The organism is Pseudomonas sp. TH10 (assembly GCF_016651255.1).
In the GTDB taxonomy this organism is placed as follows: domain Bacteria; phylum Pseudomonadota; class Gammaproteobacteria; order Pseudomonadales; family Pseudomonadaceae; genus Aquipseudomonas.
In genome coordinates, this window is the sequence record NZ_JAEKEG010000038.1 from 18,821 (window position 1) to 33,015 (window position 14,195).

The following is a 14,195-nucleotide window of genomic DNA, read 5'->3' on the forward strand; positions in this document are numbered from 1 at the left end:
CATGACCAGGAACCTCGACGACTACAACCGCATGCGCGACTTTTCGGCGACATCTGAACCGGCGGCGGTCAAGCGTGCCGGCAGTAAAAAGGCGCCTGATCATGCTCTGCAGTTCTGCATCCAGAAGCACGACGCTTCGCACCTGCATTACGACTTTCGCCTGGAACTGGATGGCGCACTGAAGAGCTGGGCGGTGCCGAAAGGGCCGTCGCTCGACCCCAAGGTCAAACGTCTGGCGGTGCATGTCGAAGACCATCCGCTGGATTACGCGACGTTCGAGGGCAGTATTCCCGAAGGGCATTACGGTGCCGGCGATGTGATTGTCTGGGATCGCGGCGTGTGGATTCCGCTCGAAGATCCGCAAAAGGCCTACGCCAAGGGCAAGCTCAAATTCGAACTGCAAGGCGAAAAACTCGGCGGAATCTGGAATCTGGTGCGCACGCACATGCCAGGAAAGAAGGAAAACTGGTTTCTGATCAAACATCAGGACAACGCGGCCAAGCCCGAGAGCGATTACGACGTGGTCGTCGCCGCGCCCGACAGCGTGCTCAGCGACCGCACCATCCTGCCGAAAAAGGCCAAGACCGCCGCCAAACCCAAGCCCGTCAAAAAGCCCGCATCCAAGGTCGCCCCTGAAGGCCAGTCGGCCAAGCTGACCGGCGCTCACAAGGCCAAGCTCCCGGAGCTGATCAAGCCGGAACTGGCAACCTTGGTCGAAAAAGCCCCGGATGGCGAATGGAGTTACGAAATCAAGTTTGACGGCTACCGGATCATGGCGCGCATCGATCATGAGCAGGTGCAACTGTTCACCCGCAACGGCCATGACTGGACGCACAAACTGCCGCAACAGGCCGAAGCACTGGCCGCATTGGGCCTCGAATCAGCCTGGCTGGACGGTGAAATGGTGGTCGCCAACGAGCATGGCGTGCCGGACTTTCAGGCGCTGCAAAACGCTTTCGAGGCCGGACGCAGCGGCAATATCCTCTATTACCTGTTTGATCTGCCGTATCTCAACGGCGTCGACCTGCGTGAGGTGCCGGTCGAGGAGCGACGCGCAGCGCTGTCGACGGTTCTGGGGACGCAAAAGAATCCGTTGTTGCGGTTCTCCGAAGCCTTCGACGAAACCCCCGATGCGCTACTCAACAGCGCTTGCCAGATGCAAATGGAAGGCCTGATCGGCAAACGCCTCGGCTCGCCTTATGTGTCGCGGCGCAGCGGCGACTGGATCAAGCTCAAGTGCAAACACCGGCAGGAATTCGTGGTCGTCGGCTACACCGACCCAAAAGGCTCGCGCAGTGCCTTCGGCGCCTTGCTGTTAGGCCTGCATGACCGTGACAGTGGCGAGTTGCGCTACGCCGGCAAGGTCGGCACCGGGTTCAACGAAACGACATTGAAAAGCATCCTCGCGCAATTGAAACCGTTGCAGACGAAGAAAGCGGCGGTCGTCAATCCGCCCTCAGGATTTGAGGCCAAAGGCGTGCACTGGCTCAAGCCGAAACTGCTGGCAGAAGTTGCCTTTGCCGAAATGACCAAGGACGGGTCAGTGCGTCACGCCGTATTCCATGGATTGCGCGACGATAAACCGGCCAAGGACATCACCGAGGAGCGCCCAGCCGTGGTGAAAAAAGCGCTGCATCGGCGCCTGCTGCCGAGAAATCTGCTACCAGGAAACCTTCAGCCAAAAAGCCTGCCGGCAAAAAAGCCGCCGCAGAACAAGCCAGCCCGGCACCATCCCAGGCGGGGCTTGCTGCAGGCAAGGTACGTATTACGCATCCGGACCGGGTGATCGATGCCAGCAGTGGCACCACCAAGATGCAACTGGCTGAGTATTACGCCCGAGTCGCCGAATTCATCCTGCCCGAACTGAAGGATCGCCCGGTCGCCCTGGTGCGTGCTCCGGATGGCATCGCCGGCGAGCTGTTCTTCCAGAAAAACGCCGAGCGCCTCGCGATCCCGGGCATCACTACCCTCGACAAGGACATCACCGGGCAGCCGGTGATGATGATCAACAACGCCGAAGCGCTGATCGGTGCCGTGCAGATGAGCACGGTGGAACTGCATACCTGGAATGCCACGTCCGACAAGCTGGACAAGCCTGACCGATTCATCCTCGACCTCGACCCCGACCCGGCGCTGCCTTGGAAAAGCATGGTCGAGGCGACTCAGCTGACCCTGTCGGTGCTGGATGAACTGGGGCTTAAGGCTTTCCTCAAGACCAGTGGTGGCAAAGGTATTCATGTGGTGGTGCCGCTGACCCGCAAACTTGGCTGGGATGAGGTGAAAGAATTCAGTCACGCGATTGTCAGCCACATGGCGAAACTGCTGCCCGAACGCTTTTCTGCGGTCTCCGGACCGAAAAACCGCGTCGGTCGGATATTCATCGACTACCTGCGCAACGGCCTCGGCGCCACGACGATCTGCGCCTATGCGGTGCGCACCCGTGAAGGGCTGCCGGTGTCGGTGCCGATTTTCAGGGAGGAGGTAGAGGAGCTGAAGGGCGGTAATCAATGGAATGTGCACAACGTGCATGAACGCCTTGCCGAGGTCGGCCATGAGCCCTGGGCAGACCTGAAAAAACCCGCCAGACCATCACCGCCGATATGCGCCGTCGTGTTGGAATGAAAAAATAGGCCCCACAAGGGATTAATTGCGGGCTTCAGAGTTTGCTGGAATTGCCCTTGATCTGCGTTTCAGGCATCTCTGAGCAGGTCATTGGCATTGAGCAATTCATAAGCCACTTCAGGATGCTTCTCCAACCCGCGCCGAATGGCCGCCGGGATCGATGCACGGGTCTTGCGGCACAAGCCGGGCAGTTCGGCGATCGAAATGGCGATGCCGCGCATGGTCCGGACTTCGTTGAAGCCTGGCGCAATGTCAACGCGGATACCCAGTTGTTCGTGCATGCGCCGTTGCAAGCGCTCCAGGTCACCAAGGCTCTGCAGGTTCTCCAGACGCTCGAGCAGACGTTTTTCTTCCGCCCGGGTCAGCAGCAGGATGCGTACGTCTGCGCCCGGGGTTTCCAGCAGCGGATCGCGCCCGCAATCGCAGGCGCCGGGAGGGCAGGGTTGGCGGAACGCGGGCATGTTGGTCATGGTGGTCAATCATAGCAGCCCAATCGGCTGCCGAAACTACCTTCAACCCCACACCGAAACGATGCCGCGCACAAATCCCACCCCGACGAGGCCCCTTGTGGGACCCCACAAAACCTGTGGGAGCGGGGCTCGCCCGCGATAGCGGTGTGTCGGGCAATACAGTCATTGCCTGACCCACCACGACACCGAGCACACCCCTCGCTCCCCAGAGGCTTACCTCACTTCAACACCAACAACCGTGATACGCCGTCCTCGGTTTCAATACCGTGCGTATCATGTGTGAAGCCCGGGAAGGATTTGTCGAAGTTCTCCAGCGCCTTCAGATATGCCAGCAATGGCCCATCCGCAGGTCCTGCGTTCTCGCCCGGCATCAGCAGTGGAATACCCGGTGGATAAGGCACGATCCCGGTCGCGACAATGCGGCCGGCAGCTTCTTCCAGGGTCACCAGTTCGACTTCGTTCCTCACCAGCTTCTCGTAGGCTTCCACCGGGCTGAACTCGGCTTGCGGCAGCATGCCGAAGGCCTGGGCCATGGTGGAAGTGGTCTTGTTCTCCTTCATGGCGGCGAAAATCTCGTCGGCCAGGTTCTTCAGGCCCATGCCGGCATAGCGCTGCTGGTTCGCGGCCAACAAGTCCGGCAGGCACAGTTCGAGCTCCACGTTCTCGTCGTAGTCCCGCTTGAAGTCGAGCAGGGCGTTGACCAGCGTGCCCCATTTGCCTTTGGTGATGCCGATGGAGAACAGGAACAGGATGGTGAAGTCAGTGGTTTTTTCCACCACGATGCCCTGGCGACCGAGGTACGCCGTCAGCACGCATGCGGGAATACCGGATTCCAGCAAATTGCCATCGTCGCCCATGCCCGGGCTCAGCACCGACACCTTGATCGGGTCGAGCATGCAGTAGCCGTCTTCGATGTCGCCAAAGCCGTGCCACACCTCGTTCGGGTGCAGGACCCAGCAGTTCGGCTCGCTTTTGAGCAGTACCGGGTCGACTTCGTGGAACGGCACCGCCGCCGCGCCGACTTGCACGGTCGGAGGCTGCCAGCAGGTGAAGAACCACTGGTCATCGCTCGCCATCTCATGGTGCATGCGCGAGATGACCTGACGGAAGCTGATCGCTTCTTCGATGGATTCAGTGGTGAGGATTTGCCCGCTGGGCGCTTCCATCATCGCCGAGCTGACGTCGCATGAGGCCATGATCGCGTAGTTCGGCGAGGTTGAGGCGTGCATCATGTACGATTCGTTGAAGCGTGCATGGGGGATCGGATTACGGCCGTTACGCACGTGAATCATCGACGCCTGGGACAGTGCGGCCAGCAGTTTGTGGGTCGATTGGGTGGCAAACACGGTCGGCCGGGACTCGTCGTGATCCTCCGGGGCGCCATGCATGGCGAAGCGTTCGCGGTACAGCGGGTTGAACCGCGCATAGCCGTACCAGGCCTCGTCGAAATGCAGACGATCGACGCTTTCCCCCAGCAATTTCTCGACTCGGGTGACGTTGTAGGTCAGGCCATCGTAGGTAGAGTTGGTGACGATGGCGTGGACGGGCGTCGGATCGATGCCTTCCTTGACCAGTGGGTTGTTGGCAATTGCCGCCTTGACGCCCTCGGCGCTCAACGTCTGCGGGAGGATGGGGCCAATGATGCCGTAGCGGTTGCGGGTCGGCACCAGGTAGGTCGGAATGGCCCCCGACAGTGTCATCGCGTGTTCAGCCGACTTGTGGCAATTGCGGTCGCACAGGGCAATCTGATCGCGGGTGACGCTCGCCATCAGAATGACGCGGTTGGACATCGAGGAGCCGTTGGTCACGTAATAGGTGCGGTGGGCACCGAAGACTTTGGCGGCGTAGCGCTCGCCCTGGCCGATCGGGCCGCTGTGATCGAGCAGCGAACCGAGCTCACCGACCGAAATCGACAGGTCGGAGCGCAGCAGGTTTTCCCCGAAGAACTCGTAGAAAGCGCGTCCCGCAGTGCTTTTCAGGAAGGCGGTGCCACCGGCATGGCCTGGGGTGTGCCACGAGTATTCATAGGATCGGGAGAACTTGACGAGTGCACCGAACATCGGCGGCAGCGCAGCCTGACGGTAGCGCTCGATGGCCGCCATGATGCGGCCGCTGAGGAAACGACTGGTGTCTTCCGGCAGCCAGATGAAGTCGTCGGCATGCTGCATCACCACCAGCGGAATGCTCGAGGCGGTACTGCGGTCGCTGATCAGGAATACCGGCACCCGAGTGTTGCGTTCGCGCAGGGTTGTCAGCAGCTTGATGCATTCCTGATGGCCTTCACTCTCGTCCATCTCCCAGCTGAGCAATACGCACTGGATGGCCGAGTCCGAACGCAGGATCGACGTCGCGTCGCTCAGGCTTTCCGACATCAGCACGCTGATGGAGCGTTGTTCCACGTCATGGATCAGTTGATCCAGGGCACGACCGAAGACGGTGCGTTTGTCCGGGGAGCGCCCACGACCAGCGTGAGCATTCCCAGTGAGTGCTTATATTCCGTCATGATCTAACCTCCACAGGTACAGCTTTCAAATGATTCACCGGCACCGGTTCGCCCGTAATGTGCTGGGCGCTGACCGTCTGTGTCGGCACGCTATTGTTGTGCGCTTCGAGCGCGATGAGGCGGTTGTTGACGAAGCTGAACAGGGTGTAGCCGAAGATCGTCGCAACGCCGCCGAGCATGAGTGCCTGCTCGCCGGAGCTGTACAACGCCAGATAGCTGTATGCCGTGGCAATCCAGGCAATGATGTTGGTGGCCAGTGCCTTGCCTGCGGGTACGTTGGAAACCTTCTGGATCGTCATCAAGGCCGCCATGGACAGGATGTACGGCACCAGGTTGGTGACCACCGCCAGGTTGACGAGGATGTCGAACTGCTTGCTCAGGTCGGGGCTGATGGTCAATAGACCGATCGCTGTCTGCAGCGCCAGCAGGATCAACATGCCCACGATCGGCGTGCCGGTCTTGGTGGCCTTGGCGAAGATCGGCAGGAAGTAGCCGGTGTCAGCCGAGCTTTTGAACACCTGGGCAATGGTGAACTGCCAGCCCAGCAAAGAGCCGATGCAAGCGAGGATCATGGTCCCCATCACGATGTCACCAATCATCGGGGTGAACATCTTGGCAAACACCAGCCCGAAAGGTGCGGTGGAGGAGGCGAGTTCCGGGTTGTCGACGATGCCGGCGATGACGTTGGTCGAGACGATGTAGATCACCGCCGCCCCAAGCGTGCCGCCCAGAACCGCGATCGGGACGTTTTTCTCCGGGTTTTCCACGGCGTCGGTGTTGGCACACGCCGATTCCAGGCCCAGGAAAGCCCACAACGTGATCGCCACCGAAGCCCCCGCTGCTTCCAGATAGCCCATGTTGTGCGGGTTCCATCCCGCCGCGTAGACGCTGCTGTCGAACCAGAACCAGCCGATCGTGGACACCAGTACCACAGGTGCGATCACGCCCCAGACAGTGACCGAACCGATTTTGCCGGTGATCCGTGCGCCGCCGAAGTTGGCGAACGTGGTGATCCACAGCAACGCAATGGTCGCCAGGCCTACTTGCAGCGAATCCAGTTTGACGTCGAACAGCGTCTGTATATAGCCGACCGCCGTAATGCTGATCGCCACGTTGGCAATCAACAGCGAGACGCCGTAGGTGTAGTTGGTCAGGTAGTTGCCGGCCTTGCCGAAGGTGTATTCAGCGTAGCCGCCCATACCGCCCGTTTTGCGGCTAAGCATCCCACAGCGCGCGAAGGCGTAAGCCAGTGCCAGGGAACCGGTGGCTGTGATCAGCCAGGAGAGGATAGAAATTCCGCCGACTTCGGCGAGTTTGGTTGGCAACAATATGATGCCGGACCCCAACATGTTGACGGCTGTCAACATTGTCAGTTGCCCTACCGTCATTTTCTTTGCGACTGACATTCCGTTGCCTCACTTTAGAACATTGGGAGTATTAGCTATAGCTAACAAAATGGATGTTGCAAGAAATGTCTTGCCTTTATCAAGAATTATTCTCATGTATCGGTAAGGCATTTTACTGGCCCCGAACACTGCGGGATTTGATCAGAATCAATTTAATTTCAAATTGTTAGGATCGAATCTACATGCGCAGTGTGATGATCGCGTTAATGTCGTGCGGGCTGGCCAGTGTGGCGACGATGGCCGAAGCCAGGGAACTGAAGACGAATGATCGTTACATGTGCAGCTGGGGCGCGGGGACGGCCGCTAAAGCCCAGGAGTTGAAGCTGGCGGGAGTGTCGCTGTACGCAGCGCGGCAGAAGCTGCAGACCTACAAATTCACCAAGCCGTGGATGCGCATGATGGCCATGGGCATCACCGAACAGACCTACGACAGCCCCTCGCGGATCAAGCCGGCGGCAATCCGCCAGGGCTTTTATGAGGATTGTGTGCGGTACAAGCTGGCACGTCGGTAAACACTCTGGAATCCCATGGGTTCCCCGTAGGCGCTGCCGCAGGCTGCGATCTTTTGATCCTGGAAAATCAAAAGATCGCAGCCTCGTTTCACTCGGCAGCTCCTACAGGGTCAGGGTAGTGCAGGGCATTTGTGCAGCACATCGGACTCTACGGGTTCTCCATTCCCGGACCCCTATCCTCAACCGTCTCCTATACTGACCCGTCCAGCAGTTTCCCAACCCTTCACCTCGAGGAGAACGCACATGACCATTCGTATTGGCGACGAAGCACCGGATTTCACCGTCGAGAGCACCGAGGGCACGCTGCATTTCCATGAATGGATTGGCGATCAGTGGGCCATCCTGTTTTCCCACCCCAAGGACTTCACCCCGGTGTGCACCACTGAACTTGGCTACATGGCCGGGCTCAAGCCCGAGTTCGACAAGCGCAACACCAAGATCGTCGGGCTCAGCGTTGACCCGGTGGGCAACCATCAAAGCTGGGCCAAGGACATCGAGGAAACCCAGGGCCACGCGGTCAATTACCCCATGATTGGCGACGAGAACCTGGTGGTGGCCAAGCTCTACGACATGATCCACCCCAATGCCAGTGGCGGCGCGCGCACGGCCGTGGACAACGCCACCGTGCGCTCGGTGTTCATCATCGGCCCGGACAAGAAGATCAAGGCCATGTTGATCTACCCAATGAGCGCCGGGCGCAACTTCGATGAAGTGCTGCGACTGCTCGATGCCATCCAGCTCAATGCCAAACACACCGTGGCCACTCCGGTGAACTGGCGCCCGGGCGAGGACGTGATCATCCCGACTTCGGTTTCCGATGAAGACGCGAAGAAGAAGTACCCGGACGGTTTTAAAACGGTAAAACCCTATTTGCGCACAGTGGCGCAACCGAAATAGCTCAGTTGCCCATCCCGTCTTCAATCGCGATGCCTTGTGCCCGCATCGCCTTGATCAGCTCGGCGCGGGTGCCGGGAAGATTGAGCATGGTGGCTGCCCGCAGCCGGGTGACTTCCTCGGTGCTGTACGGTTGATAGTTGGCCGGCATGCTAGTGCCGGCCATGCCATCTTCGCGCAACAGCCAGTTGAGCAAGTCGGCCAGTTGCGCGTTGTTCAGCGCCGACTGTGACATGCCCGGCACTCGCACGAGAAACTCGCGCCCGCCCGGCACCTTGAGAAAATTGCCGACGAACCCGGTCATGCGTGGCGTGTCGTTGGCCGGGGAGCCCATACCATTGCCCAGGTGACACCCGGCGCATTGCAGCTGAAGTTCACGCCAACGCTATAGCCCGCGTCGGCGATGGGTTTTTGTGGTGCTTCATTACCCGGTGCATGGCGCTGCGCCGGGTTGGGGATGGCCCGCGCATGAACGAGCGGGGCGGTCATGGCGCAGACCAGACCGAAGATGAGCAACCTGTGCATTAACAACACCTCTGCGAAAAAGCCGTCGATTACCTGAGCAACCAACGGCTTGTGTGCACTAGACAGCGACGCCGCGGATGATCGAAACCGTGCAGTGGTAGATGTGCGATTTGGCGGCCAGGCACCAGTTCACGTCGTTGTTGTTGAACGGGCGGTAGGCCGGCTCTTCACTGTCGTTACGGGTGCAGGCACATTGCGCGCAGCTTTGTTTGCCGCAGCAATCGTTGTACGAAATGATGTAGTCCTTGTTGTCGGCCGGGTTGCGGCAGGTGCCGATCCAGGTCACCTGCGAGGCTTCGGTGCCCGGCGGGCAGGAGGTTACCGAGCCGCCGCAGCAGCTGCACAGGAAACCGTCGATGGAGCAGTAGCGCCAGTAGTCGCAGCTGTTCGGGTCACCGGGGTCTCCGGCTTTCGGGTTATCGGCGGCCAGCGCCTTGCTGGTGCGATCCAGCGGCAGCAGCAGGGGCAGTGCGGCACCGGCGACCATCAGCGAGCCCATTCGCGCCAGCAGTTTGCGTCGCGAGGTCGTATCGGCGACTCGACGGGATGAACGCTCAAACAACAGATCCAGCAATTTCATAACAGTCTCCCTGCCTAATCAGTGGCTATGGCCATGGCTGTGGTCATGCGCATGGGGGTGCGGCTGGCTGTTCAGGTATTCCTGCAGCGTTGCGCTTTTCAGGTGCTCGACTTCGAACAGGCTGTCCAGGTGCTCTCGGGAATTGACCAGGCCCTTGGCGCGGAGAGTGCCAGCCTTGTCGATCAAAGCGGCGTAGGGCAGCTTGCCGATCTGGTAGGTCATGCCCACTTCCGGGCCGACTACGTAGGTCACGTCGTCGAGCTTGTGTTCGCGGATCAGCGCTTGCTGAGCGTCCATGTCGCCATCGCTGATGAACACCACGTCGAGGCGATCGGCCTGTTCCCGGGCAATCGACTTGATTGCCGGCAGCAGCGACTTGCAGATCGGGCAGGTCGGCGACAGGAAGAACAGCAGCTGGGATTTTTCGCCGGCGTAGCCGAAGTTCACCGGGCGACCCTTGCGGTCGGATGCGGTCACTTGCGGCGCGGGCTCGTTCACGGCCACGCCTTTATCGACCATCAGTGCGCCAGCCGGTGCGATGCGCCCGTGCAGCACGCCAATTTGACGCACCAGGCCCATTACGGCGAACGCCAGGGCCAGCAGCAAAATCCAGAGCAACGCGTTGGAAACGATTAAGCCGTCCATTGATCACCTACCAATCAGTTTGAGCAGAAGAGGGGAGTTCGCCAGCAAGCCATCGGCTGCGGCGTAAATCAGCAGCGCCACGGCGCTGGCGGCGATGGTCACAAAGCCGTCGAATAGATTCAGGTCACGGGCCAGCGGCACCACGCTTGCAAGTAACGCCAGGGCGATCAGCACGCTGTTGCGCAGCAGCAGGATCGGGCGCAACGGCTGCGCCTGGTCAGGCCCGGCACAGCCGCAGTCGATGTCCCGCCGGCCACGCCGCAGGTTGATGCCGATGGCGGCGGCGTACGCAAAGTGATCAGGCCAGCGGCGGTCAGCGCTGCCCATGAGCGACTGACGGGAACCAGTAGCGCGAAGGCAATCGTCAGTTCCAGCAGCGGCATTACCCGTGCACCGGGTCGCACCAGGGCCTCAGGCAGCAACTGATAGTCCGCCAGTTGTTTGGCAAACCGTGCCGGCGCGCGCAACTTGTGGGTCGCGGCGCTGGCCAGCAGCACGGCGATGGCCAGGGCGCTGGCGATAATGAAAATCGGATCAATGTGCATGGTCGGGCCTCGTCAGTAGCTCATGACCTGTGTCGCGGTTTTCGCGACTTTGGCCATGCTGCCGGTGAGCTTGTTGGTCTTGAGGTCGAAAATCTGCAAGCCGCCTTCCACGTCGGTGCCGAGCAACAGCGGATTGTCGTCGCCGGTGGCCTGCATGCTCCACACGGGCACAGGCGCTTCCAGGGTCGCGACTTTCTTTTGGGTTTTCAGATCAAAGGCCCAGATCAGCGGGCTCGGGTCTTCCCACTTCATCGGTTCGTGGGCGTCGTGCATCAGCACATACAAGCGGTTCAATTTTGGTGCCACCGCCATCAGCTGCCACCCACCGGGGGCCCAGCCGGCTTTCTTTTCTTCGTCGCTGCTGAGCGACCAGGCCGGCAGGATTTTTGGCGCATCGGCGGCGAAATCCACCGGGCGTATGGTGCCGGTGGTCGTGGTGAAGTAGTAGGTATCGCCCACATTCACGGCGCGTTCCACGAGCTTTTCTGCGTTGGGGTCGAAGAATGGCGTGCGGCTGCGGGCGGTTTCCACGCCCTGATCATTCAGGGTGACGACCTGCAGGCTGCCATCGCCGCACAGTGAGGCGAAACGACGATTGCCGACCGGATAGTTGAGCACGCACCCGGGGATGGCGATCTCCGAAGTGACGGCCTTGGCCTGGGTATCGACCACCGTCACGGAGGTCGACGGGGTGAAGTTGTAGACGTAGACAAAGCGATCATCGGCACTGGTTTTCAGGCCGTAGCGCTGGGTCAGCGACTCGGCGCGTTTGGTCGGTATCAGCAATTCCCAGGCCGGCGACAGGGTCGAGCTGTCCCAGGCGGTCAGCACATCGGTGCGGGTACCACGGGTGCCGCGGGAGTAGAAGATGTCGGCGCTGTAGAGGGTCTTCTGGTCGTGGCTGAGCGTCGAGGGCGCGGCGAAGCCGGTGGGCACCATGCCGAGGATGCGTTTTTTGTCGGGGTCGACCACGGTGACGCGGCCCGTCACGAAACTTTCGAATTCGACATCGACGATGAACGTGCGGTGGGCTTCCGGTGGAAAGGCCAGAACGGTCTGGCCGATCGTGTCAGCGGGCAGGTCCGCGCTGGCATTGTTCAAACCGAGTACTAGCAGGCTCAGACTCAGCGCTGACTGTACGGTGATCCTGGTGGCTCGCATTAGGGGCAACTCCCTGAATTATTGTTCACGCGAATCGCGGGTGCAGACGCAGATTTTTGCAGTTCGATTCTGCCTTGCCGGGCAATGCGGAGAATTGCTGTGGCTGCCAAGTGGTTGTGTGTCTGTGCCATTGATTGGCAAATGCCGGCAGAACAAGTAAAAATCCCTCGGGCAGCGGTGATTGCTGGCGTTTCCACTCGTCTGGTAGTCGCGCTTGACCCCTAAACAATGCTGGCACGCCGACGCTGGAGCCTGAAGAATGGCGAGCCTGTGGCAGGCAAGGGAAGGGGGCGGCCAGTTGCGAACATTCGCCGAACCGCTCGACGAAGCGGTCGAAAAATAAAAAAACACGTGAGGCTTTGCAGTGATGATGAGTTCTTCGACGGTTCGCAATGAGGCGTTCGAACAATGGTTGAGCCAGGTCAACCAAGCCTGCGAGGCGATTTGACGCGCGGGTGCTGGACAGCGATTTTTATGGCGAGCTGGCGGAGTTTCGCAGTGGCGCCATCAACCTCAGTGTCGTCGACATGGCACACGTGCACCTGTATCGCACCAGCAAGGACGTTAGCGTTAGCAGTGACGGGCATTATTACGCCGTGTTCCAGATGCGCGGCAGTTCGCAGCTGGAGCAGGGCGACAATCGTACCCGCCTGGGCCTGGGCGATATCGCCCTGATCGACGCTTGCCGGCCCAGTGACATGACCTACCATGAAGACTCCCGGCAATTGTCATTGATCCTGCCGCGCCAGGTGGTGGAGCGGGGCTCGCACTTCAGTGGTCTGAGCTGCGCCACGCGCATCGCGGCGGGCACGCCACTGGCGGCAATGGCCAATAGGCTGGTGCTGGAAACCCGCCAGCAGGAAGGCCTGGACATGCAGGAAAGCGAGGCGGTCCTGGATGCGCTGGCCAGCTTGTTGTTGCCGGGTATCAGCGCCCGCGACAGTGGCGGCGATGCCCACGAGCGGCAGTTTCGCAAGATCATCGCCTACATCGACGAGCACATCAGCACCGAAGGGCTGTGCCCGGAGACGATCGCTCAAGACGTGGGAATTTCGGTGCGTGGGTTGTACCGGATGTTCTCCAAGCGCGGCTTGGTAGTGGCGCAATACATCAAGCACCGCCGGCTGGATTTCTGCGCGCAAAACCTGCGTGAAAGCCATGGCGAACAGAAACTTTCGGCGCTGTGCTACGCCTGGGGGTTCTCGGATTCCAGCTACTTTTCCTCGGCGTTCAAGGCGCGTTTCGGCGTATCCCCGGGGGCTTACCGCAAGCGATATAGCCAGGCTTGAGCGCGCGGCGACTCAAGCGGTAGGAACGACACCCATCCCCTGTAGGAGCTGCCGCAGGCTGCGATCTTTTGATCTTTCAGGGTCAAAAGATCGCAGGCTTTTGTGTTCGTTCAGGTCAGAAGCCCATCGCAAACACCACCTGGCTATACAGATTCCTGTCATTGCTCCCTAACTGCGTACCACCTTGCTCAGCGCTCTTGTCTGGCTGATACAGCCCCACCAACGGCATCACCGTCAGGTGGTCGTTGACGTGCCATTCGGCATACAGGTCGATTTCATGGCCGTCGGTATTGCCGAGGTTACGGTCGATGGTGTCGTAGTTGAAATACATCGCACCAACACTCAGGTTATCCAGAGGCGCGACTTTCAGCGTCACGTTCTGGATTCGTGAATTGCTATTGAATGGACCCGCATAGTTACCGGCCACTTCCCCCTGGAACCAGGTGCCAAAACCACGACTGAAACCATAGAACAGCGTGTCGTAACCCTCCGAGAAACGGCTGTAGCGGTAGCTGACGTTCGGGGTCCAGGGCGCGTCGGCGAAGGTCCAGCCCGCTTCCAGGTACCAGGCATCTTCGCTGGCGGTGTGAGGTTTGTCCTGTTTGGCGTATTCCCCGGAGAGGAACAGGTTGGGTACTCCGGCATTACCTTGAGCGCGCAGGCTGTAAGTTTTCATGCCGTCACGCTCGAGTTGCAGGGGTGACGCGTATTGCTCGTCGACATCGGTGGAGTCGATGTAGGTCAGGCCCACAGTGCCAGCCTCACTGACGTGCTCGAGGGTGCCGACGTACATCTCGGTTTTCGCTTGCGCGCGGTTGTTCGATTTCAGCCACATCAGATCGCTGCGCCAACCTTCCTTGCCACCCAGGCGCAATACGGCGGTCTGATCGAAAGCTTTGCGTGCGGCCAGCCAGTAGGCGCCCCCGCGGTTAAACTCTCCGTCGGCCAGGCCCTTGCCGATGTTCAGGGCGTCGCCATTGATCAGGAAACCATCGCCTACCACGATGTTCTGCCGGCCGAACGACAGGTCGACACCATCCTCT

9 protein-coding genes and 5 pseudogenes are annotated in these 14,195 nt (G+C 60.1%); 4 read left to right on the forward strand and 10 right to left on the reverse strand.

The genetic code is table 11. From position 1 onward, the window contains the following. The first annotated feature begins 1 nt into the window (after position 1). A pseudogene (ligD, locus tag JFT80_RS05865) lies at positions 2 to 2,630 on the forward strand (DNA ligase D). A 60-nt stretch (positions 2,631 to 2,690) separates the two neighbouring features. On the opposite strand, the gene JFT80_RS05870 reads toward ligD, so the two are convergent. The 3 genes and pseudogenes from JFT80_RS05870 to potE all read right to left on the reverse strand — a co-directional run bounded on the left by JFT80_RS05870 (position 2,691) and on the right by potE (position 7,001). After that, entirely contained in the window at positions 2,691 to 3,092 is a 402-nt protein-coding gene (locus tag JFT80_RS05870) for a hypothetical protein (RefSeq protein ID WP_045059020.1), read from the reverse strand. Between the two features lie 218 nt (positions 3,093 to 3,310). Then, a pseudogene (locus JFT80_RS05875) lies at positions 3,311 to 5,595 on the reverse strand (Orn/Lys/Arg decarboxylase N-terminal domain-containing protein). Next, positions 5,592 to 7,001 (reverse strand): putrescine-ornithine antiporter, encoded by a 1,410-nt coding sequence (gene potE, locus JFT80_RS05880; protein WP_201147235.1) that lies wholly within the window; start codon positions 6,999 to 7,001, stop codon positions 5,592 to 5,594. Before potE ends, JFT80_RS05875 begins: the two are co-directional and overlap by 4 nt. A 182-nt stretch (positions 7,002 to 7,183) precedes the next feature. On the opposite strand from potE, the gene JFT80_RS05885 reads away from it, so the two are divergent. Next, positions 7,184 to 7,513: a hypothetical protein gene (locus JFT80_RS05885; RefSeq protein ID WP_122838496.1), complete on the forward strand. Its 330-nt coding sequence runs from the start codon at positions 7,184 to 7,186 to the stop codon at positions 7,511 to 7,513. A gap of 243 nt (positions 7,514 to 7,756) precedes the next feature. Beyond that, a complete protein-coding gene (locus tag JFT80_RS05890; RefSeq protein ID WP_045059024.1) occupies positions 7,757 to 8,410 on the forward strand; it encodes a peroxiredoxin in 654 nt (217 codons plus the stop codon). Between the two features lies 1 nt (position 8,411). On the opposite strand, the pseudogene JFT80_RS05895 reads toward JFT80_RS05890, so the two are convergent. The 6 genes and pseudogenes from JFT80_RS05895 to JFT80_RS05920 form a co-directional block, all read right to left on the reverse strand. Beyond that, positions 8,412 to 8,932: pseudogene (locus JFT80_RS05895) on the reverse strand (cytochrome C). Between the two features lie 58 nt (positions 8,933 to 8,990). Continuing rightward, positions 8,991 to 9,512 (reverse strand): methylamine dehydrogenase light chain, encoded by a 522-nt coding sequence (locus JFT80_RS05900; RefSeq protein ID WP_122838498.1) that lies wholly within the window; start codon positions 9,510 to 9,512, stop codon positions 8,991 to 8,993. A gap of 18 nt (positions 9,513 to 9,530) precedes the next feature. Beyond that, complete coding sequence (gene mauD / locus JFT80_RS05905; RefSeq protein ID WP_122838499.1) at positions 9,531 to 10,157, reverse strand: methylamine dehydrogenase accessory protein MauD; 627 nt, start codon at positions 10,155 to 10,157, stop codon at positions 9,531 to 9,533. Between the two features lie 3 nt (positions 10,158 to 10,160). After that, positions 10,161 to 10,702 (reverse strand): annotated as a pseudogene (locus JFT80_RS05910) (MauE/DoxX family redox-associated membrane protein). A gap of 12 nt (positions 10,703 to 10,714) precedes the next feature. Beyond that, positions 10,715 to 11,863, reverse strand: coding sequence for an amine dehydrogenase large subunit (locus JFT80_RS05915; RefSeq protein ID WP_201147236.1), 1,149 nt, complete (start codon positions 11,861 to 11,863; stop codon positions 10,715 to 10,717). Between the two features lie 25 nt (positions 11,864 to 11,888). Next, a complete protein-coding gene (locus tag JFT80_RS05920) occupies positions 11,889 to 12,272 on the reverse strand; it encodes a hypothetical protein (RefSeq protein WP_201147238.1) in 384 nt (127 codons plus the stop codon). On the opposite strand from JFT80_RS05920, the pseudogene feaR reads away from it, so the two are divergent. Further along, positions 12,231 to 13,152 (forward strand): annotated as a pseudogene (gene feaR, locus JFT80_RS05925) (transcriptional regulator FeaR). The gene JFT80_RS05920 and the pseudogene feaR overlap by 42 nt on opposite strands. A gap of 115 nt (positions 13,153 to 13,267) precedes the next feature. Here the strand turns inward: feaR and JFT80_RS05930 are convergent. Further along, positions 13,268 to 14,195: hypothetical protein (locus tag JFT80_RS05930; protein ID WP_201147237.1), on the reverse strand; the 928-nt coding region annotated here is incomplete at its 5' end.

Bases quoted from the DNA above. Each gene is read 5' to 3' on its own strand.
- JFT80_RS05870 (WP_045059020.1), bottom strand. From the start codon at position 3,092: ATGACCAACATGCCCGCGTTCCGCCAACCCTGCCCTCCCGGCGCCTGC.
- potE (WP_201147235.1), bottom strand. From the start codon at position 7,001: ATGTCAGTCGCAAAGAAAATGACGGTAGGGCAACTGACAATGTTGACA.
- JFT80_RS05885 (WP_122838496.1), top strand. From the start codon at position 7,184: ATGCGCAGTGTGATGATCGCGTTAATGTCGTGCGGGCTGGCCAGTGTG.
- JFT80_RS05890 (WP_045059024.1), top strand. From the start codon at position 7,757: ATGACCATTCGTATTGGCGACGAAGCACCGGATTTCACCGTCGAGAGC.
- JFT80_RS05900 (WP_122838498.1), bottom strand. From the start codon at position 9,512: ATGAAATTGCTGGATCTGTTGTTTGAGCGTTCATCCCGTCGAGTCGCC.
- mauD (WP_122838499.1), bottom strand. From the start codon at position 10,157: ATGGACGGCTTAATCGTTTCCAACGCGTTGCTCTGGATTTTGCTGCTG.
- JFT80_RS05915 (WP_201147236.1), bottom strand. From the start codon at position 11,863: ATGCGAGCCACCAGGATCACCGTACAGTCAGCGCTGAGTCTGAGCCTG.